The organism is Streptomyces sp. NPDC002730, from assembly GCF_042888805.1.
Lineage (GTDB): Bacteria > Actinomycetota > Actinomycetes > Streptomycetales > Streptomycetaceae > Streptomyces.
In genome coordinates, this window is the sequence record NZ_JBIAQG010000010.1 from 337,957 (window position 1) to 355,774 (window position 17,818).

The window sequence follows — 17,818 nt, forward strand, 5'->3', positions numbered from 1 at the left end:
TTCAGTTGAGCGGTCCGCCGGCCACGTACATGACCTGGCCGGAGACAAAGCCGGCCTCCTCGCCCGTGAAGAAGGCGATGGCGTTGGCGATGTCCTCGGGCCATCCGACGCGCTGGACCGGGATCTGGGTGGCGGCGGCGGCCTGGAACTCCTCAAAGCCCATGCCGACGCGGGCGGCCGTCTGGGCCGTCATCTCGGTGACGATGAATCCGGGGGCGACGGCGTTGGCGGTGATGCCGAACTTGCCGAGCTCCTTGGCGAGGGTCTTGGTGAGGCCCTGCAGACCGGCCTTGACGGCGGAGTAGTTGGCCTGGCCGCGGTTGCCGAGCGCCGAGCTGGAGGAGAGCGAGACGATACGGCCGAATCCCGCGTCCACCATGTGCTTCTGACAGGCCTTGGCCATCAGGAACGCGCCCTTGAGGTGCACATTCATCACGATGTCCCAGTCGGACTCGCTCATCTTGAAGAGCAGGTTGTCGCGCAGCACCCCCGCGTTGTTGACGAGGATCGTGGGCGCGCCGAGCTCGGCGGCGACGCGCGCCACGGCGGCCTCCACCTGGGCGCTGTCGGACACGTCACAGCCGACCGCGAGGGCCTTGCCGCCCGCCGCGGTGATCTTCTCGACGGTGTCCTTGCAGGCCGCCTCGTCGAGGTCGAGCACGGCTACAGCGCGGCCTTCCGCCGCCAGCCGTACCGCGGTGGCGGCGCCAATCCCGCGCGCGCCCCCGGTCACGACGGCGACGCGCTGCTCGGTGGTGGACATGCTGGTTCTCCTCGCCCTGGAAACTCTGGAAACCCTCTGCCGTCGGCCCTCGATCGCTGAGCGACCGCTTAGTACCTTCAGCAGTCGAGACGCTAGAAGCCCTGGCACGCGGTGTCAACGGCACCGGGGACCAACGGCGCATGTCACATCCTGGCGAGCCGCCCCTCAGCACACCACTGGCACACCGTCAGCGCACCAGCAGGTCGAGCAGCCGCTCCACCTCGGCCTCTGGATCGGCCGTGAGTCCGGTGTGGACCGGGCCCGGCTGTACGACGGTGGAGCGCGGTGCGATCAGCCACCGGAATCGGCGTCCGGCATCGTCCCGCGCGGCCTGGCCCGCGTCCTCGCCGCCGCGGCAGACGCCCTCGACGGCGTGCAGCGCGGCACGCACACCGGTGACATCGGCGCGGGGGTCCAGCGCCTTGAGTTTCACCTCGTCCAGATGGGTACGGGCGGCCACGAAGGACTTGGCACGGCAGTAGACCACCACACCCGCGTTGAAGCATTCGCCGCGCTCGACGCGCGGCACCACGCGCAGCAGCGCGTACTCGAAGACATCGCGCTCACTCACTTGGCGCCGCCCCTGTCCTGCTTGGTGGCGTGCGGCCACGGCGTGAGGTGATCGGTCAGCCAGCCCGGGGCCTGCGAGGGCCTGTCCTTGGTCCGAGCATCCAGGCTGATGCGCGTGTGGATCGTCGCGGCGCGCGGCAGCAGCGCCTCGACATAGGCACGGCGCACCTCATCGGTGGACTCGAAGCCCGGCTCGTCGACCAGCCACTCGTCGGGGACGTCGGCGGCGACCTCGGTCAGCAGCTCCTCGGTGACGAGCGGAGCGAGCTCGGCGGCGGCCGTCGCGATATCGGGGCGGAAGGGAGCGAGGGCATGGTCCGAGGCGTCGTACGGCTTGGCGGCGGAGGCCTGGGCGCCCGGCCAGTTGTGATGCCAGATCATGGTGGCGCCGTGGTCGATGAGCCACAGGTCGCCGTGCCACACCAGCATGTTGGGATTGCGCCAGGAGCGGTCGACGTTGTTGATCAGCGCGTCGAACCAGACGACTCTGCCGGCCTCGGCCGCGTCCACCTCGTAGGCGAGCGGATCAAACCCGAGCGAACCGGGCAGGAAGTCCATCCCGAGGTTCAGCCCGCCGCTCGCCTTCAACAGCTCCTGCACCTCCTGGTCGGGCTCGCCGAGACCGATGACCGGGTCCAGCTGGATGCTGACCAGCTCGGGCACCCGCAGCCCGAGCCGACGCCCCAGCTGTCCGCAGATGACCTCGGCGACCAGCGTCTTGCGGCCCTGTCCCGCGCCGGTGAACTTCATGACGTAGGTGCCCAAATCGTCGGCCTCGACAATTCCAGGCAGTGATCCGCCCTCCCGTAGGGGTGTGACGTAGCGGGTCGCGGTGACTTCCGTGAGCATTTTCCCAGGTTATCGGGTCCAGCGCCCGGTCTTCACGAGTAACGGTGCGGGCCGCAGCCCACTCCGCCACCAGAACCTGGGATGAACAGTGGGGAGAATCCGGGGAGTTTCGGCTCCGAACCTCACTCTCCTGCTGCCCAGGGGACGTTCGATGGCCGGCACCCCCGGTTCCACGTCCAGCACGACCCGACGCCCAGCCCGCACACGGACGCACCACCTGAGTCAACACGGCAGGAGTCAGGCAGCTTTCATCTGCAGCGTGCGCAGTCGTACATGCCCCGGACACCGTGCAGCAATCGCGGGCGGGACATGGGTGACAGGGAGCGGTTGCGCGTGCTGGGTTACTGATGCGCGGCTTGACCGGGCAGTCAAGGCCGGCCCACGGAGGCTTAGGTTAGGCTAAGCTAACTGCCTGATCGGGGTGGATGGAGTCCTGCCTGGGGCCGCCGCGCCCTGCCCGCGCCAGGCCGCCGATTCAGGGGTTCGCATGGCACCGAGGCGACGCGCGCCCGTGGCCCGGACCAGGCGGACACGTCATCAGGGAGGAGATTGCCCATGGGCTTGCCGGTCATCGGCTCCTATCCCATGCCCGACCGCTCCGCGATCCCTCCGTCGTGCGTTCCCTGGACGATCGATCCGGCACGGGCCGCCTTGTTGGTCCATGACATGCAGAACCACTTCGTCCGGGCGTTTCCGGCGGGATGCTCCCCCGTGGTGGAGCTCGTCGACAACGTCGCCGCCCTGCGCGAACTCGCGGGCACGCTCGGCATGCCGGTCGTCTTCAGCGCCGAACCGGCTGCGCAGCCTCCCGACCAACGCGGACTGCTGACCGACATCTGGGGTCCGGGAATCGGCCCCGAGCCCGACGCCGCCGCGATCGTCCCGGCGCTGACTCCCCGGCCCGGCGAACATCTGCTGGCCAATGTGCGCCACAACGCCTTTCTCCGCAGCCATCTCGGCCGATTGCTGCGATCCACGGGCCGCGACCAGCTGATCGTCTGTGGTGTGTACGCGCATCTCGGCGTCCTGCTGACGGCGGCGGATGCCTTTATGAACGACATACAGCCCTTCGTCGTCGCCGACGCGGTGGCCGACATCTCCGCCGAGGAACACGCCATGGCGCTGCGGTGGGCCTCGCGCAGTGGCGTGGTGTCCACCACCGACGGACTGCTGCGCGACCTCCTGATCGGCAGGGCGGCACACGGCGCATGACGGTTCATCAGAATTCACGGCCGGGAATCGGCCGGGCGTCGAGCAGGCACGAGGAGAGACGGAGAACATGACGGTACGGGTCGCGGTGGCCGGAGCGAGCGGCTACGCAGGAGGGGAGATCCTGCGCCTGCTGGTGTCACATCCCGGCGTGGAGATCGGGGTGGTGGCCGCGCACAGCAGCGCGGGCCGCACGCTCGGAGAGGTACAGCCGCACCTGGCCGCGCTCGCGGACCGGCTACTCGTAGAGACCTCGGTCGCGTCGCTCGGCGGGCACGACGTGGTGTTCCTGGCCCTGCCACACGGCCAGTCGGCGGCGCTCGCGGAGCAGTTGGGCGCCGAAAAGCTGATCGTGGACTGCGGCGCGGACTTCCGGCTGCGCGATCCGGTCGACTGGGAGCGGTTCTACGGCTCCACCCATGCCGGCACCTGGCCTTACGGACTGCCCGAACTCCCGGGGGCGCGGGAAGAGCTGAAAGGCGCGACCCGGGTTGCCGTACCCGGCTGCTATCCGACCGCGGTGACCCTGGCGCTGTACCCGGCCTTCGCCGCGAGCCTCGTGGAGCCGGAGGCGGTGATCGTCGCGGCGAGCGGAGCCTCGGGAGCGGGCCGCGCGGCCAAACCCCATCTGCTCGGCTCCGAAGTGATGGGCGCGATGAGCCCGTACGGAGTCGGCGGCGGCCACCGGCACACACCGGAGTTGACGCAGAACCTGTCGCGAGTTGCGGGCGAGCGGGTGGCCGTGTCGTTCACGCCGACCCTGGCACCGATGGCCCGAGGCATCCTCGCCACCTGCTCGGCGCGCCTGCGTCCGGGAGCCGGCGCCGGTACCCGCGAGGTGCGGGCGGCGTACGAAGCCGCCTACGCCGACGAGCCGTTCGTCCGGCTGCTGCCGTCCGGGCAGTGGCCGTCGACCGCCGCCGTACTCGGCTCCAACACCACGCAGGTGCAGGTGGCGGTGGACGAGCAGACCGGTCGCCTGATCTCCGTGAGCGCGATCGACAACCTTACCAAGGGCACCGCGGGTGGCGCGGTGCAGAGCATGAATGTCGCCCTCGGCCTGCCGGAAGGGCTGGGCCTGCCCACGAATGGAGTGGCTCCGTGACCGTGACTGCTGCACAGGGATTCCTCGCGAGCGGTGTGGCCGCCGGGATCAAGGAGTCCGGTGATCCCGACCTGGCCCTGGTGGTGAACCGCGGTCCGTCGCGCGCGGCTGCCGGGGTGTTCACCTCCAACCGGGTCCAGGCCGCTCCGGTCCGCTGGTCCCGGCGGGTGCTGGCCGACGGCCGGATCTCCGGGGTCGTCCTCAACTCGGGTGGTGCCAACGCGTGTACGGGGCCTGCGGGCGCCGAGGACACGCGGGTGATGGCCGAGCACACAGCGCGGGCCGTGGGGGTGGGTCCGGACGAGATCGCGGTGTGTTCCACCGGACTCATCGGCGTCCCCCTGCCGATGGACCAGGTCACGGCGGGAATTGACGCTGCCGCCGGGCGGCTGTCGCCCGAGCGGGGCGTGGAGGCGGCCGTCGCGATCAGGACGACGGATTCGGTGCACAAGACGGCGGTGGTCGCCGGACCGGGCTGGACGGTGGGCGGTATGGCGAAGGGCGCCGGCATGCTCGCGCCCGGGCTGGCCACCATGCTCGTGGTGCTCACGACGGACGCCGATGTGACCGGGGCGGCGCTCGACTCCGCGCTGCGGGAGGCAGTCCGTACCACATTCGACCGGGTGGACTCGGACGGCTGCATGTCCACCAACGACACCGTGCTGCTGCTCGCGTCGGGCGCCTCCGGGGTCGCGCCCGATCCGGACGCCTTCGCCGAGGCGGTGCACAGCGTATGCCTGGATCTGGCACGGCAGTTGGTCGCGGACGCGGAGGGCGCCTCCAAGGAGATCGAGGTGGAGGTCATCGGCGCGGCGTCGGAGGGGGACGCCGTGACGGTGGGCCGGTCCGTGGCCAGGAACAATCTGCTCAAGTGCGCGCTGCACGGGGAGGACCCGAACTGGGGCCGGGTGCTGTCGGCGATCGGTACAACGTCCGCCGTGTTCGACCCCGACCGTCTGGATGTGGCCATCAACGGCGTCTGGGTGTGCCGGGACGGCGCGGCGGGCGAGTCCCGCGACAAGGTCGACCTGTCGGGGCGTCGGATCACGATCACGATCGATCTGCGCTCCGGTGACGCATCAGCGGTGATCTGGACCAATGACCTCACCGCCGAGTACGTCCACGAGAACAGCGCGTACAGCTCGTGAGCGGGGTCGCGGCAGAGGTCGCAGCACAGGTGAAGCCATGCGTCGCGCCCCACGCGCTGGAGGAGTTCCGGGGCCGGACGGTCGTGATCAAGTTCGGCGGCAACGCCATGGTGGACGAGGACCTGAAGCGGACCTTCGCCCAGGACATGGTGGCGCTGTGGCACGCGGGGCTGCGCCCTGTCGTCGTCCACGGCGGCGGGCCGCAGATCAGTGCGCTGCTGGGCCGGCTCGACCTGGAGGTCCGCTTCGAGGCGGGACTGCGGGTGACCACTCCGGAAATCATGGACGTGGTCCGGATGGTGCTGACGGGTCAGGTCCAGCGGGAGCTTGTCGGACTCATCAACAGCCATGGGCCGTTCGCGGTGGGGATGTCGGGCGAGGACGCGCACACCATGACGGCCGTGCGGCGGCCGGCCTGGGTGGACGGCGAGCCGGTGGACATCGGGCTGGTCGGCGACATCGTCGAGGTGAACCCGCACACCGTGCGGGCGCTGCTGGAGCAGGGCCGTATCCCGGTGGTCTCCCCCGTTGCGCGGGGCGCGGACGGCGAGGTCTACAACGTCAACGCCGATCTCGCGGCGGCGGCCATGGCGGTGGCCCTCGACGCAGAGAAGCTGCTGATGCTCACCGATGTCGAGGGGCTGTACGCGAACTGGCCGCACAGCACCGAGGTGATCGACCGCCTGACGGCGGATGAGCTGGAGAAAATGTTGCCGGAGCTGGCGGGCGGGATGCTCCCCAAGATGGAGGGATGCCTGCAGGCCGTTCGGGCGGGCGTGCCCATGGCACACGTGCTGGACGGCCGGGTGCCGCACACGCTGCTGCGGGGGGTCTTCACCGGCGACGACCACTCCGGCACCACCGTGGTTCCGGACGAGGAAGGCGACGCATGACCGCCGAGACAGCGGACCGCCCAGTTCTCACGGATCGCTGGCGTGCCGTGATGATGGACAACTACGGCACTCCGCCGCTGGCTCTGGTCAGGGGCGAGGGCAGCACCGTATGGGACGAGTCCGGGCGCGCGTACCTCGATTTCACCGGCGGGATCGCCGTGAACACGCTGGGACACGCCCACCCCACTGTGGTGTCGGCAGTGAGCGCCCAGATCGCCCGGCTGGGTCACGTCTCCAATCTGTACGTCTCCGAGCCTCCGGTCGCGCTGGCCGAACAGCTGTTGCGGCTGATGGGAAGGCCGGGACGGGTGTTCTTCTCGAACTCCGGGACGGAAGCGGTCGAGGCAGCGTTCAAGATCGCCCGACGGACGGGGCGGCCGCGTCTGGTCGCGACCCAGGGCGGCTTCCACGGCCGCACCATGGGCGCGCTCTCCCTCACGGGGCAACCCGCGAAACGTGGACCGTTCCTGCCGCTGCCGGGCGAGGTGTCCCATGTGCCGTTCGGTGACACGGCGGTGCTGCGGGCGGCGGTCACGCAGGAGACGGCGGCCGTCTTCATCGAGCCGGTGCAGGGTGAGGCCGGTGTGCTCCCGGCACCCGAGGGGTACCTGCGCGCGGCCCGAGAGATCACCCGGGCCACCGGCACGCTGCTCGTACTGGACGAGGTCCAGACCGGGATCGGTCGCACCGGTCGCTGGTTCGCACATCAGGCAGTGGAGGGCGCGGACCCGGATGTGGTGACGCTGGCCAAGGGGCTGGGCGGGGGGCTGCCGATCGGCGCCACGGTGGCGTTCGGCGCTGCGGCCGACCTGCTGACACCGGGTCAGCACGGCTCGACCTTCGGCGGCAACCCGGTGGCCTGCGCGGCCGGGATCGCCGTACTGGAGACCATCGAGACCGAGGGGCTCCTCGCCCATGTCGCGCGCGTGGGCGAGCGGCTGCGGTGCGGCGTCGAGGGTCTGAAGCATCCCCTGGTGAGCCATGTCCGGGGCGCGGGGCTGCTGCTCGGCGTTGTCCTCACCGAACCGGTCGCACCACGCGTACAGAAGGCGGCGCAGGACGCCGGCTTCCTCGTCAATGCCACCGGCCCCACGACGGTGCGGCTGGCTCCGGCGCTGACGGTCCGCGAGACGCAGGTGGACGAGCTGATCGCGGCGCTGCCGGGCATCCTCGACGCCTGAGAGCGCATCGGTCGGCGGGCTGCCGGACGCAGGTTTCCGGACCAGCCCGCCGGCCACAGTGCGGTCAGAGCATGCGGGCAAGGACCCGCGAATTACGGCGGGGGTCCAGGGAGTTCGCCCAGGCCGCTGGTGCGAGACCCGCAGAGGCGGGCGCGAAGCCGTACCGGAGGAAGAGGTCGCCACCGCCGGTCGTCGCGGTGAACAGGGCATACAGCGATTGGGCGGTCGCTTGGGCCAGCGCCGCGCGCAGGAGCTGAGCTCCCACCCCACAGCCCTGCCTGCGCGGCGAGACGCAGAAGTTGTACAGAACGCCCGTGGGCCCGCGGCCGCGGGCCGGATCGGCGGGGTGAACACGCAGGCCCAGACAGCCGTCCAGGGTTCCGCCGTGGGCCTCCACCACCAGGAAGTCGGTCGCGTCCGAGGCGTAGAGGGAAAGGGATCGCTCACGCAGCGCTCCCGAGCGTACGAACGGCCGGGACAGGGCCGCGAGGGCGACGGCGTCCCCGCGGCGTGCGGACCGTACACGGAGCGGGGCAGGCAGGGTGGTGCGTGACGGCACTGTGCCGAGGCGCGGGGTGGCCGTGATCAAGGGATTCCCTTCCTTCGGTCCCACCGTGCACGGAGGGCGACTCGTCCACCGCGGCACCCGGGGACAACAGGTCAACTAAGGTTAGCCTCACCTAAGTCCCCTGCCAAAACGAGTACGCCCTACCCTCCTTGCGGGTGCGTCACAACCGCTGCGCGGATCCGAACCACACGCAGGGGGACCGGCGTCCCAGCATCCGACGCGCCGCTGCTCGGGGCACGCGTGAGTATGCCGTGGGCGGTCATCGTTCCATCTCCTCAGGGCAGAGGCGTCAGTTCGGGGTGTGGAGTCAGGCGCGGCCGGAACCGTCCTACGCGCAAGGCCGGCCCGGATAGTCGTCGCTCTCCGGTACTCCTGCCTCACGCATTCTGCGCAGGACCTCACGCAAGGTCGCCTCGTCGTCGATGTACACCGGGCAGTTGATCTCCCTGTCGAAGACCATGCTTTCTCCGGCGGTGTTCCAGATGGCCCACTGATGCGGGTACGAGGATGCTTGCCACAGCTGGGCGTAGCGCTCGATGCCGTCCGCCTTCGTACTCACAGTGCCGACTTCTCGTTCTCGCGGCCATCGACGAACGCCGCGACCACTTCGATGTCACCGATGTGCGAGGTGCTGACGCGCCGTGGGTCATCTCCCAGCACCACCAGATCGGCGCGCTTTCCCGGGGCGAGACTGCCCGCGTTGTCGTCCCAGTGGCAGGCGAAGGCTCCGCCGACGGTGTAGGAGCGCAGGGCGTCGTCGACCGTGATGCCCTCGTCCGGGCCGATCACCTGGCCCGACTCGGAGGCACGCTCGACCATGAACTGGATGGCCCGCAGCGGCGAGCCGTCCGTGACGGGACGGTCGGAACTGCCCACCAGCGTGATGCCGTGGTCCAGGAACCCCTTGCCCCGGTACAGCCAAGGGGCCCTGTCCTCGCCCATGATCGACGCGTAGTCGTCGCCGAAGTAGCGCAGAAAGTTCGGCTGGATCACCGCGATCGCGCCGAGTCGCGCGAAGCGGGGGAGCTGGTCGGGCCGGATCAGGCCGGCGTGTTCGATGCGATGCCGTGCGTCCGGGCGCGGCCGGATGCGCTGTGCCCGCTCCAGAGCGTCCAGTGCGAGGTCGGCGGCGCGGTCCCCGATGGCGTGGACGGCGAGCTGCCATCCGGCGAGATGGCCGTCCACGATGGTGTCCGCGATGCGCTCCGGGTCGTCCTGGAACTGTCCGGTCTGGTCCATCCCGTGGTACGGGCTGGTGAGTGCGGCGGTACGGGCCATCATGCCGCCGTCGGTGTAGATCTTGAGCGCGCCCATGGAGAGCCAGTCGTCGCCGAACCCCGTGCGCAGGCCGAGGTCGAGGGCGCGGGGTATGCCGTCGGCGTCGTGCGAGGCGACGGGGCGCAGCGTGTCCGCGGCCGCCATGAGCTGCACCCGCAGGGGCAGTCGGCCCTGGTCCCTGAGGAGTTGATAGGCCCCGAGCTCGACCGGGCTGTGGCCCAGCAGGCCGCCGCCGATTCCCGCCTCCGCGCAGGCCGTCACCCCCTCCGCGAGACAGGTCTGGGCCGCACGCTCGATCGCGTCCGCGAGCTCCCCCTGGGAGTACGGCAGACGCAGTCGTCGTGCGGCGGTCATGGCGCTCTCGGCGAGAAAGCCGTCCTGATGTGGGACATCGGCGGGGAGCAGGTCCAGGACGGCGCTGTTGACCACGCAGGCGTGTCCCGAGTCGTGCATCAAGAACACCTTGCGCCCATTGCTGACCCGGTCGAGCTCGGCAGCGGTCAGATGGCGCCCCAGGGCCCGCTGGTCGTACCCGGCGATGTCCACCCAGGCGCCGCGCGAACACTTTCGGGAGACGGCCTCTTCCACGACCGCGAGCACGTCCTCGACCCGCCGGCAGGGTGCGACGCTCGGGGTACTCGCCCTCAAACCGGTCCAGGCCAGGTGCACATGGCTGTCGATGAAGCCGGGCAGTACGGTCGCGCCCTGGAGGTCGATCACCTCGCGTGCGGGAAGCGAGGTCACCGCGTCGTCCAGGCCCACGATCCGGCCGCGCCAGATGCCCAGGTCGTGGGCGACGGGGTGGTCCGGGTCCATGGTGACGATGTGGGCGTTGGTCAGCCTCGTGCAGAGCATGGGTCGTCCGTCCTTCTACAGTGTCTCTGCCGTGGCCATGCTTCTGGCCGTGGCAGGGCGCTTGCGGGCGGCGGGCACCACCAGCGGAGTGCCGGTCTCCGGATCGTCGATGATCCGGCAGGGCAGGCCGAAGACGTCTTCGACCAGCTCGGCGGTCATGACCGTCGCCGGGTCGCCTTCGGCGGCGATCTTGCCGCCGGCCCTCATCACCACCAGGTGGCTCGCATAGCGGCACGCCTGGTTGAGGTCGTGCAGCACCGCGACGATCGTGTGCCCCTTCTGCTCATGCAGATCGGCGCACAGGTCCAGCACCTCGACCTGGTGCGCGATGTCCAGGAAGGTCGTCGGTTCGTCCAGCAGCAGGATGGACGTCTGCTGCGCCAGCACCATGGACAGCCATACGCGTTGCCGCTGGCCGCCGGACAGGTCCTCGACGGGCCGATCGGCGAGTTCGAGTACCCCGGTCTGCCGCATCGCCTCGGCCACGGCGGCCTCGTCCTCGACGGACCACTGCTTCAGCATCCGCTGGTGCGGATAGCGGCCACGGGCCACCAGGTCCCCCACCGTGATCCCGGCCGGCGCGGTGGAGCTCTGCGGGAGCAGTCCCAGTCTGCGTGCGACCTCGCGTGGCCGGTACGAGGAGATGGCGGCGGCGTCCAGGTGTACCTCTCCCGCCCTCGGCCTGATCATCCGCGCGAGGGCCTTGAGCAGGGTCGATTTCCCGCACGCGTTCGGGCCGAGGATCACGGTGAATGAGCGGTCGGGGATGGTGACCGAGAGATCGGTGGCCACGGTCCGCTGGTCGTAGGAGAGCGTCAGGTGCTCTGCCCACAGCCGTGGCATCGGGTGCGTCGTTTCTGTCATGCGCGGCTCTTTCGCGACTCGGTGACCAGCAGCCAGATGAGGTAGAGACCGCCGATGGTGCCGGTCGCCGTGCCGACCGGGAGGATGGCGGGTGAGAAGATCCGCTGCACCGCGAGATCACTCGCGGCCAGCAGTACGGCGCCCATGAGGGCCGCCGGGACCAATCCGGGGCCGGACGACCGGATCAGCCTGCGGGCGAGCTGGGGGGCCGCCAGCGCGACGAACCAGATCGGCCCCGTCGCCGCTGTGGCGAACGCGGCCAGCGCGACGCTGACGACGAGCAGAACCAGTCGGCTGCGCTCCACGTCCACGCCGAGAGCCTGCGCCGTGTCGCCGCCCATCTCCAGCATCGACAGCCTGCGGGCGTAGCGGAAGGCGAGCGGAAGCAGGATCGCGACGGCGATCCCCGCCCCGGTCGCCTGGTCCCAACCGCGGTTGTTGAGGCTGCCGATCAGCCAGGTCTGCGCTTCCAGCGCCTCCTGCAGGCTGGCCCGGGTGATCAGATACGAGTTGAGGGCGAGCAGCATCGCGCTCACGCCGATCCCGACGACGACGAGGCGGAATCCCTGCAGGCCCCGGGTGAACACCAGCAGGTAGACCACCACGGCGGTGGCCAGCCCGCCGGCCAGCGCTCCGAGCGCGATCTGGGTCATGCTTCCGTGCAGCACGATGATGACCAGCAGCGCGCCGGTCGCCGAGCCGTTCGTGAAGCCGATGATGTCCGGGCTGCCGAGCGAGTTGCCCGAAAGGCTCTGCAGGATCGCCCCGCTGACCGCCAGGGCCGCTCCGACGAAGAGCGCGGTCAGCAGCCGCGGCAGTCGTACGGTGTTGACGATGAAGTCCGCGCCGCCCGACCCGTTGCCGGTCAGTGCCTGGAGTACTTCCGCGACGGACAGTTCGAAGTCCCCGGTGGTCAGGGTGATCCCCACGACCAAGGTGAACGTGAACAGCAGCGCCGCCGACACGGCGACCGCGCGGCCCTGGATCCGCAGCGAGAGCCACCCGCCTCGGGTCCGTACGACGAGACCGCTGACCGCGCGGACGTTCCGGCCGTTTTTGTCGTCGGTCGCAACGTCGGTCGGGTAAGGGATGACGTCCTTCGGGACGCTCACAGCATGACCAGCTTTCGGCGACGGCACAGCGCGATGAACAGCGGCGCGCCAAGGAAGGCGGTGACGATGCCGACCTGGACCTCGCCGGGGGCGCCGAGAACCCGGCCCAGGATGTCCGCGCCGAGCAGCAGGATCGGCGCCAACAGCGTTGAGTACGCGAGCACCCACCGCTGGTCGGGGCCGACGACGAACCGGGCCACGTGCGGCACCGCGAGGCCGACGAACCCGATCGGTCCCGCCGCGGCGGTGGCCGCGCCGCACAGCAGCATCACCGCGACCGCGCCGAGTGCCCGGGTTCGGCCGACGCGGACGCCGAGCGCCCGTCCGACCTGGTCACCCAGCGCCAGCGCGTTCAGCGGCCGGGCCAGAGCCAGAGTGATCACCAGGCCCACGGCGACGAAGGGCAGGATCACGTACACCACTTCGAAGTTCCGGCCGGCGAGCGTGCCCACCGTCCAGAACCGGAAGGAGTCGAATGCCTCGGGGTCGAGGAGCAGTACCGCCGAGTTGAACGCGTAGAGCACGGCGGTCAGCGCGGCTCCCGCGACGACGAGCCGTTCCGGCGTCGCCGGCGTACGCCCGGCCGAGCCGAGGAGGTAGACGGCCACCGACGCGAGCGCCGCGCCGAGGAAGGCGAACCACACATAGCCGAGGGCCGATCCCACACCGAGGAATGCGATGGCCACGACCACGCCGGTCGAGGCGCCCAGACTCACGCCGAGCAGACCGGGGTCGGCGAGCGGATTGCGCGTCAGTGCCTGCATCAGGGCGCCGGACAACCCCAGTGCCACGCCCACGAGGAGGCCGAGCAGGGTGCGGGGGATGCGGTAGTCGTGGATGATGACCGCGGCCTTCGACCCGTCGTGGTGCCACAGCACGTTCCACGTCGAGGTGAACGGGATTCCCCGTGTCCCCACCCACACACTGAGCAGGGCGATGACGACCAGCACGGCAATGGCGGCGAGCAGTCCCAGACCGCGCAGCGACGTCGCCGTTCCCCGGCGCGCCGACGGCGTCGGCGCGTCGCTGCCCACATCGCTCTCGGATGCCGCCTTCGCGTCGACCGACAACAAGGACTGCCCCCCACCTGACGGCCCCCACCTGAGGACACAGTGCGACATCGCGCGAAACATTTACTTAGGTGAGGCTAACCGAATACGTTACAGGGGGTCAACGCCCGAGGATGCCTCCACGCCGGTCACTGCGTAGCACCAGCGGAAGCCAACACCCTCTCTCCGCCTTGACCTTGGCGGCCGGCGACGGCTCGGCGTGCACGGTAGCTGGATACGCTAGTTAGAGTAGCCTTACCTAACTAATCCATGGTCTCTGCGGAGGTACCGAATGCTCGATGGAGGACCAACGGGGGGCGACGTCCTCCGGAGGGCGATCGGCGGCCAGCGTCGCCACGTTGTCGGGGCATCGCTCCTCGGCATGGCGCACCAGGGGTGCGAGGCGATGGTTCCTGTCGTCATCGGCGTGGTCATCGACGAGGCGGTGGCGACCGGTTCCTCGGGCGCCCTCCTGCGCTGGATGCTAGTACTCGCCGCCCTCTTCTTCATTCTGTCCACGTGCTACCGCACCGCGGCCAGGATCAGCGAGCGGGCCGGCGAACAGGCCGCACACCGGCTACGGCTCGACCTCGGCTCCAGGGTGCTCGACCCGCGCGGCGGAGCGGACGCGGGCCGACTCCCGGGCGTGCTGACCACCATCGCCACCGGCGACGCCAAACGGGTGGGCGCGGTCGCGGCCGTACTGCCGTTCGGGATAGCCGCAGTCGCCGGACTGGCCATCAGCGCGGTGGTACTGCTCCGGATCTCGGTACCGCTCGGCCTGCTCGTACTCCTCGGCATCCCGCCCCTGCTGTGGCTCGGTCACCGGATCAGCCGGCCGCTCGAACAGCGCAGTGAGGTCGAGCAGGAGCGCGCCGCTCATGCCTCCGGCGTCGCCGCCGACCTGGTCGCGGGGCTGCGGGTGCTCAAGGGGATCGGCGCCGAACCAGCCGCGGTGTCCCGGTACCGGCAGACCAGTCAGGACTCGCTGGCCGCAGCGCTACGCGCCGCCCGGAGCCGGGCCTGGCACGACGGCGCGATCCTCGCCCTGACCGGAATCTTCATCGTGGTCATCGGGCTGGTCGGCGCGCATCTGGCGATGCGCGGCACGATCAGCGTCGGTGACCTGGTGGCGGCTGTCGGACTCGCGCAGTTCCTCCTCGGGCCGTTCCAGCTCCTCACCTTCTTCAGCGGCGAGTTCGCCCAGGGCCGCGCGTCGGCCGGCCGGATCGCCGAGGTGCTGGCGTCGTCCCCCGCCGTGACGGCGGGATCGGCCACGCTTCCTGAGCCGGTCGCCGGAGGGCTCCGGCTGCGCGGCGTCACACACGGCGCGCTGCGCGGGGTCGACCTCGACATCGAACCCGGCAGCCTGGTCGGCGTCGTGGCCAAGGACCCGTCCGTGGCGGCCGACCTGCTGCTCTGCCTGGGCCGGGAACTCGACCCCGCCGAAGGGGCGATCGAGCTCGATGGCGTACCTCTGGCCGAACTCGGCCCCACCGACGTCCGCCGCGCGATCCTCACCGCCCACCACGACGCGGACCTGTTCGAGAGCAGCCTGCTCGACAACGTACGGGCCGGAACGGACAGCGACGCGGCGGACGTCGAGCCGGCACTGGCCGCCGCGGCGGCGGACGATGTGGCCCGCAACCTGCCCAACGGTGTGGACACCGTGCTCGCCGAGCGCGGGCGTTCGCTGTCCGGCGGACAGCGTCAGCGGGTCGCGCTCGCCCGGGCGCTCGCCGCCGATCAGCCGGTGCTGGTCGTCCACGACCCGACGACCGCCGTCGATACGGTCACCGAGTCCCTTATCGCCGCCCGGCTCAAGGATCTCCGCCGTGGCCGCACGACGATCCTGGTCACCACCAGCCCCGCTCTGCTGGCCACGACCGATCGCGTGGTGGTGCTCGACGGCGGCGCCGTGACCGCCGACGGCCGCCATCCCGACCTCGTCGCCACCGACGAGGCGTACCGCTCGGTGGTGCTGACATGACCGGTACTGACACGACCGAAGTGAACGACGAAGGACGGACGATGAGCGGAACCAGCACGCCGGATCGCACACTCCTGCCGATCGCCACCGGCGCCCAGACCCTCGCCGTCGTCCGCACGTTGCTGCGCCGCCACCGGATACTGGCGGTGTCCGCGGTGACCGTGCTGGTCATCGGAACGGGCATCGGGCTGCTGACCGCCCCGCTGCTCGGTCGCATCGTCGACCTGGTCGTCGAGCAGCGCGGTCCCGACTCGCTGACGCTGCCGATGGTCCTCCTCCTCGCGGTGGCCGTGGCGCGGGGCATCGCGACCGCGGTCGGCACCTCTCTCGTCGCGCGGCTCGGTGAGACCGTCCTCGCGAGCGTGCGTGAGCGGTTCATCGAGCGCGCGCTGCGCCTGCCGCTCGAACGCGTCGAACAGGCCGGCTCGGGCGATCTGACCTCCCGGGTGACCGGCGATGTGACCCTGATTACGAAGGGAGTACGCCAAGCGCTGCCGGAATTCAGCCGTGCCCTCCTCACCATCGCGCTGACGCTGGTCGGGCTCGCCGTGCTGGACTGGCGCTTCCTGCTCGCCGTCATGCTGGCCGTGCCGATCCACATCCTCACCGTGCGGTGGTACATCCCCCGCGCCACCCCTGTGTACGCCGAGCACCGCGTGGCGACCGGCGCCCTGCAGCACCAGCTTCTCGACAGCATCGGCGGCGTCCGGACCGTGCGCGCCTTCCGGCTGAACGACAGTCACACAGACCTGTTGGAGCAGCGCTCGCAGAAAGCCGTCGACATCGCGCTGCGCGGCATCCATCTGGTGACGGGGTTCTTCTCGCGGCTCAACCTCGCCGAGTTCGTCGGCCTGGCCTCCGTCCTGGCCACCGGATTCGTCCTGGTCGACAACGGCTCCGTGAGCATCGGCACGGCGACCGCGGCCGCACTCTATTTCCACAGCCTGTTCAATCCCATCAACGCCGCGCTCTTCCTGATCGACGACGCGCAGTCCGCCGGCGCGAGCCTGGCCCGCCTCGTCGGCGTGTCGAATCTGCCGCCCGAGCAGGAGCCCGACCAGCCCGCCGTGCCGGTGGACGGCTCGGTCAAGGTCGACTCGCTCAGCCACGAGTACGTCCCCGGGCACCCGGTGTTGCGCAAGGTGGACCTGGCGGTACGCAGTGGAGAACGGGTCGCCCTGGTCGGCGCGAGCGGGGCCGGGAAGACCACCCTGGCGAAACTGATCGCCGGCGTCCACCGCCCGACCGGCGGTGGCATCGCCCTCGGCGGCGTCGACACCGCGGAGCTCGGGCCCATCGGCATCCGCCGGACGGTGACGCTGATCAGCCAGGAGGTCCATGTGTTCGCCGGGCCGCTCGCCGACGACCTGCGCCTCGCGCGGCCGGAGGCGACCGACGAGGAGCTGCGCGCCGCGCTGGCCCGGGTCGACGCCCTCGCCTGGGTCGAGGCGCTGCCCGAGGGCATCGACACGGTGGTCGGCGAGGGCGGGCACCGGCTCACGGTGACCCAGGCCCAGCACCTGGCGCTGGCCCGACTCGTCCTCGCCGACGCGCCGGTTGCGATCCTGGACGAAGCCACCGCCGACGCCGGCAGCGCGGGCGCGCGTACGTTGGAGGCGGCGGCCGCCCGCGCGATGGACGGGCGTACGGGACTGGTGGTGGCCCACCGGCTGCCCCAGGCCGCGACCGCGGACCGCATCGTCGTCCTCGACGAGGGCCGGGTCGTCGAAACCGGTACCCACGACGCTCTGGTGGCCGCGGGCGGACGCTATGCGGCGCTCTGGGCCGCGTGGTCCGACAGCCGCCGCCATCCCCAGGACCCGGAATCGGAGCCGTATCCGGTTCCGCAGGGAGTTGCCACCTCCTGACGGGCGCGCCACCGCTCCCCCGGCGGTCGGCCACACCACGCGCGACCGTCCTCTTATGCCGAAGGCCCCCCGGACCGGGGGGCCTTCGGCATTCCGCTGCGGTTCCAACCGACAACCGAGCCCAGGATCGGTCGCGATATCGGTTTCGTCACTGCCGGTCGGCGTGGAGGTGGCAAGGGCTCGGGAGTTCCAGCGTGGTGCGGTGCGGTTGCACATCCTGCATCGTACGAGTCGACCGCGAGGGCCATGGCTGCGCAGGAGGCGGTCTTGCCGACCACGAACCCCCACCCGGCCAGGTAGCCCCCGAAGTCACCGAGCTGTTCACGGCCTTGGACGTAGGTGCCGCCGGAGGCCGGATAGCGGACGGCCGGCCGCGCGGACGAGGCAGCGTTGCAGTACGCGACCACGGCAGCGATCACCGCCGCGTCCGGTGCGCCCAGACGCCGCTGAAGCTCCGGGGGGGGGACGAGCAGAGTTGGCCGACTGCCGGCTCATGGCTCATTGCCTGATGGCGTG

General features: G+C 70.5%; 16 protein-coding genes and 1 pseudogene. 7 read left to right on the plus strand and 10 right to left on the minus strand.

The window, feature by feature from the left end; translation table 11 throughout:
* Position 1 precedes the first annotated feature (1 nt).
* The 3 genes from fabG to ACFYXH_RS26355 form a co-directional block, all read right to left on the minus strand.
* The gene (gene fabG, locus ACFYXH_RS26345; protein ID WP_389567590.1) at positions 2-763 is read right to left on the minus strand and encodes a 3-oxoacyl-ACP reductase FabG; all 762 of its coding nucleotides are present in this window, start codon (positions 761-763) and stop codon (positions 2-4) included.
* A gap of 187 nt (positions 764-950) precedes the next feature.
* Positions 951-1,334, minus strand: coding sequence for a DUF3037 domain-containing protein (locus ACFYXH_RS26350; RefSeq protein WP_327322141.1), 384 nt, complete (start codon positions 1,332-1,334; stop codon positions 951-953).
* Positions 1,331-2,182: a HipA family kinase gene (locus ACFYXH_RS26355; protein ID WP_389567593.1), complete on the minus strand. Its 852-nt coding sequence runs from the start codon at positions 2,180-2,182 to the stop codon at positions 1,331-1,333. Before ACFYXH_RS26355 ends, ACFYXH_RS26350 begins: the two co-directional genes overlap by 4 nt.
* Positions 2,183-2,737: 555 nt before the next feature.
* Between ACFYXH_RS26355 and ACFYXH_RS26360 the strand changes: the two genes are divergently transcribed.
* From ACFYXH_RS26360 to ACFYXH_RS26380, 5 genes are all read left to right on the plus strand, one after another.
* Positions 2,738-3,394, plus strand: coding sequence for an isochorismatase family protein (locus ACFYXH_RS26360; protein WP_389567596.1), 657 nt, complete (start codon positions 2,738-2,740; stop codon positions 3,392-3,394).
* A gap of 67 nt (positions 3,395-3,461) precedes the next feature.
* Positions 3,462-4,496: an N-acetyl-gamma-glutamyl-phosphate reductase gene (gene argC / locus ACFYXH_RS26365; RefSeq protein WP_389567598.1), complete on the plus strand. Its 1,035-nt coding sequence runs from the start codon at positions 3,462-3,464 to the stop codon at positions 4,494-4,496.
* Positions 4,493-5,644 carry a bifunctional glutamate N-acetyltransferase/amino-acid acetyltransferase ArgJ gene (gene argJ / locus ACFYXH_RS26370; RefSeq protein ID WP_389567600.1) on the plus strand — a complete coding sequence of 384 codons (1,152 nt, stop codon included), beginning with the start codon at positions 4,493-4,495 and terminating at the stop codon, positions 5,642-5,644. The genes argC and argJ overlap by 4 nt, the downstream gene beginning before the upstream one ends.
* 29 nt (positions 5,645-5,673) lie before the next feature.
* Positions 5,674-6,537 carry an acetylglutamate kinase gene (gene argB / locus ACFYXH_RS26375; protein ID WP_389567603.1) on the plus strand — a complete coding sequence of 288 codons (864 nt, stop codon included), beginning with the start codon at positions 5,674-5,676 and terminating at the stop codon, positions 6,535-6,537.
* Positions 6,534-7,718, plus strand: coding sequence for an acetylornithine transaminase (locus tag ACFYXH_RS26380; RefSeq protein ID WP_389567605.1), 1,185 nt, complete (start codon positions 6,534-6,536; stop codon positions 7,716-7,718). Before argB ends, ACFYXH_RS26380 begins: the two co-directional genes overlap by 4 nt.
* Before the next feature lie 64 nt (positions 7,719-7,782).
* On the opposite strand, the gene ACFYXH_RS26385 is transcribed toward ACFYXH_RS26380, so the two are convergent.
* The 6 genes from ACFYXH_RS26385 to ACFYXH_RS26410 all read right to left on the minus strand — a co-directional run bounded on the left by ACFYXH_RS26385 (position 7,783) and on the right by ACFYXH_RS26410 (position 13,465).
* Positions 7,783-8,307 carry a GNAT family N-acetyltransferase gene (locus ACFYXH_RS26385; RefSeq protein ID WP_389567607.1) on the minus strand — a complete coding sequence of 175 codons (525 nt, stop codon included), beginning with the start codon at positions 8,305-8,307 and terminating at the stop codon, positions 7,783-7,785.
* 307 nt (positions 8,308-8,614) lie between these two features.
* Positions 8,615-8,845 (minus strand): hypothetical protein, encoded by a 231-nt coding sequence (locus tag ACFYXH_RS26390; RefSeq protein ID WP_389567610.1) that lies wholly within the window; start codon positions 8,843-8,845, stop codon positions 8,615-8,617.
* Positions 8,842-10,419 carry an amidohydrolase gene (locus tag ACFYXH_RS26395; protein WP_389567613.1) on the minus strand — a complete coding sequence of 526 codons (1,578 nt, stop codon included), beginning with the start codon at positions 10,417-10,419 and terminating at the stop codon, positions 8,842-8,844. The genes ACFYXH_RS26390 and ACFYXH_RS26395 overlap by 4 nt, the downstream gene beginning before the upstream one ends.
* Positions 10,420-10,434: 15 nt before the next feature.
* Positions 10,435-11,283 carry an ABC transporter ATP-binding protein gene (locus tag ACFYXH_RS26400; protein ID WP_389567616.1) on the minus strand — a complete coding sequence of 283 codons (849 nt, stop codon included), beginning with the start codon at positions 11,281-11,283 and terminating at the stop codon, positions 10,435-10,437.
* A complete protein-coding gene (locus tag ACFYXH_RS26405) occupies positions 11,280-12,269 on the minus strand; it encodes a FecCD family ABC transporter permease (protein ID WP_389567751.1) in 990 nt (329 codons plus the stop codon). The genes ACFYXH_RS26400 and ACFYXH_RS26405 overlap by 4 nt, the downstream gene beginning before the upstream one ends.
* 122 nt (positions 12,270-12,391) lie before the next feature.
* Positions 12,392-13,465 (minus strand): FecCD family ABC transporter permease, encoded by a 1,074-nt coding sequence (locus tag ACFYXH_RS26410; protein ID WP_389567754.1) that lies wholly within the window; start codon positions 13,463-13,465, stop codon positions 12,392-12,394.
* A gap of 271 nt (positions 13,466-13,736) precedes the next feature.
* Here ACFYXH_RS26410 and ACFYXH_RS26415 point away from each other — a divergent pair, with 271 nt between their 5' ends.
* The gene (locus tag ACFYXH_RS26415; RefSeq protein WP_389567619.1) at positions 13,737-15,434 is read left to right on the plus strand and encodes an ABC transporter ATP-binding protein; all 1,698 of its coding nucleotides are present in this window, start codon (positions 13,737-13,739) and stop codon (positions 15,432-15,434) included.
* Positions 15,435-15,475: 41 nt separating this feature from the next.
* Positions 15,476-17,302 (plus strand): ABC transporter ATP-binding protein, encoded by a 1,827-nt coding sequence (locus ACFYXH_RS26420; protein ID WP_389567621.1) that lies wholly within the window; start codon positions 15,476-15,478, stop codon positions 17,300-17,302.
* Between the two features lie 224 nt (positions 17,303-17,526).
* Here the strand turns inward: ACFYXH_RS26420 and ACFYXH_RS26425 are convergent.
* A pseudogene (locus ACFYXH_RS26425) lies at positions 17,527-17,775 on the minus strand (amino acid permease); the annotation flags it as partial.
* Between the last annotated feature and the right edge of the window lie 43 nt (positions 17,776-17,818).

Bases quoted from the DNA above. Each gene is read 5' to 3' on its own strand.
- ACFYXH_RS26420 (WP_389567621.1), top strand. From the start codon at position 15,476: ATGAGCGGAACCAGCACGCCGGATCGCACACTCCTGCCGATCGCCACC.
- ACFYXH_RS26415 (WP_389567619.1), top strand. From the start codon at position 13,737: ATGCTCGATGGAGGACCAACGGGGGGCGACGTCCTCCGGAGGGCGATC.
- ACFYXH_RS26355 (WP_389567593.1), bottom strand. From the start codon at position 2,182: ATGCTCACGGAAGTCACCGCGACCCGCTACGTCACACCCCTACGGGAG.
- ACFYXH_RS26380 (WP_389567605.1), top strand. From the start codon at position 6,534: ATGACCGCCGAGACAGCGGACCGCCCAGTTCTCACGGATCGCTGGCGT.
- ACFYXH_RS26400 (WP_389567616.1), bottom strand. From the start codon at position 11,283: ATGACAGAAACGACGCACCCGATGCCACGGCTGTGGGCAGAGCACCTG.
- ACFYXH_RS26395 (WP_389567613.1), bottom strand. From the start codon at position 10,419: ATGCTCTGCACGAGGCTGACCAACGCCCACATCGTCACCATGGACCCG.
- argC (WP_389567598.1), top strand. From the start codon at position 3,462: ATGACGGTACGGGTCGCGGTGGCCGGAGCGAGCGGCTACGCAGGAGGG.
- ACFYXH_RS26360 (WP_389567596.1), top strand. From the start codon at position 2,738: ATGGGCTTGCCGGTCATCGGCTCCTATCCCATGCCCGACCGCTCCGCG.
- fabG (WP_389567590.1), bottom strand. From the start codon at position 763: ATGTCCACCACCGAGCAGCGCGTCGCCGTCGTGACCGGGGGCGCGCGC.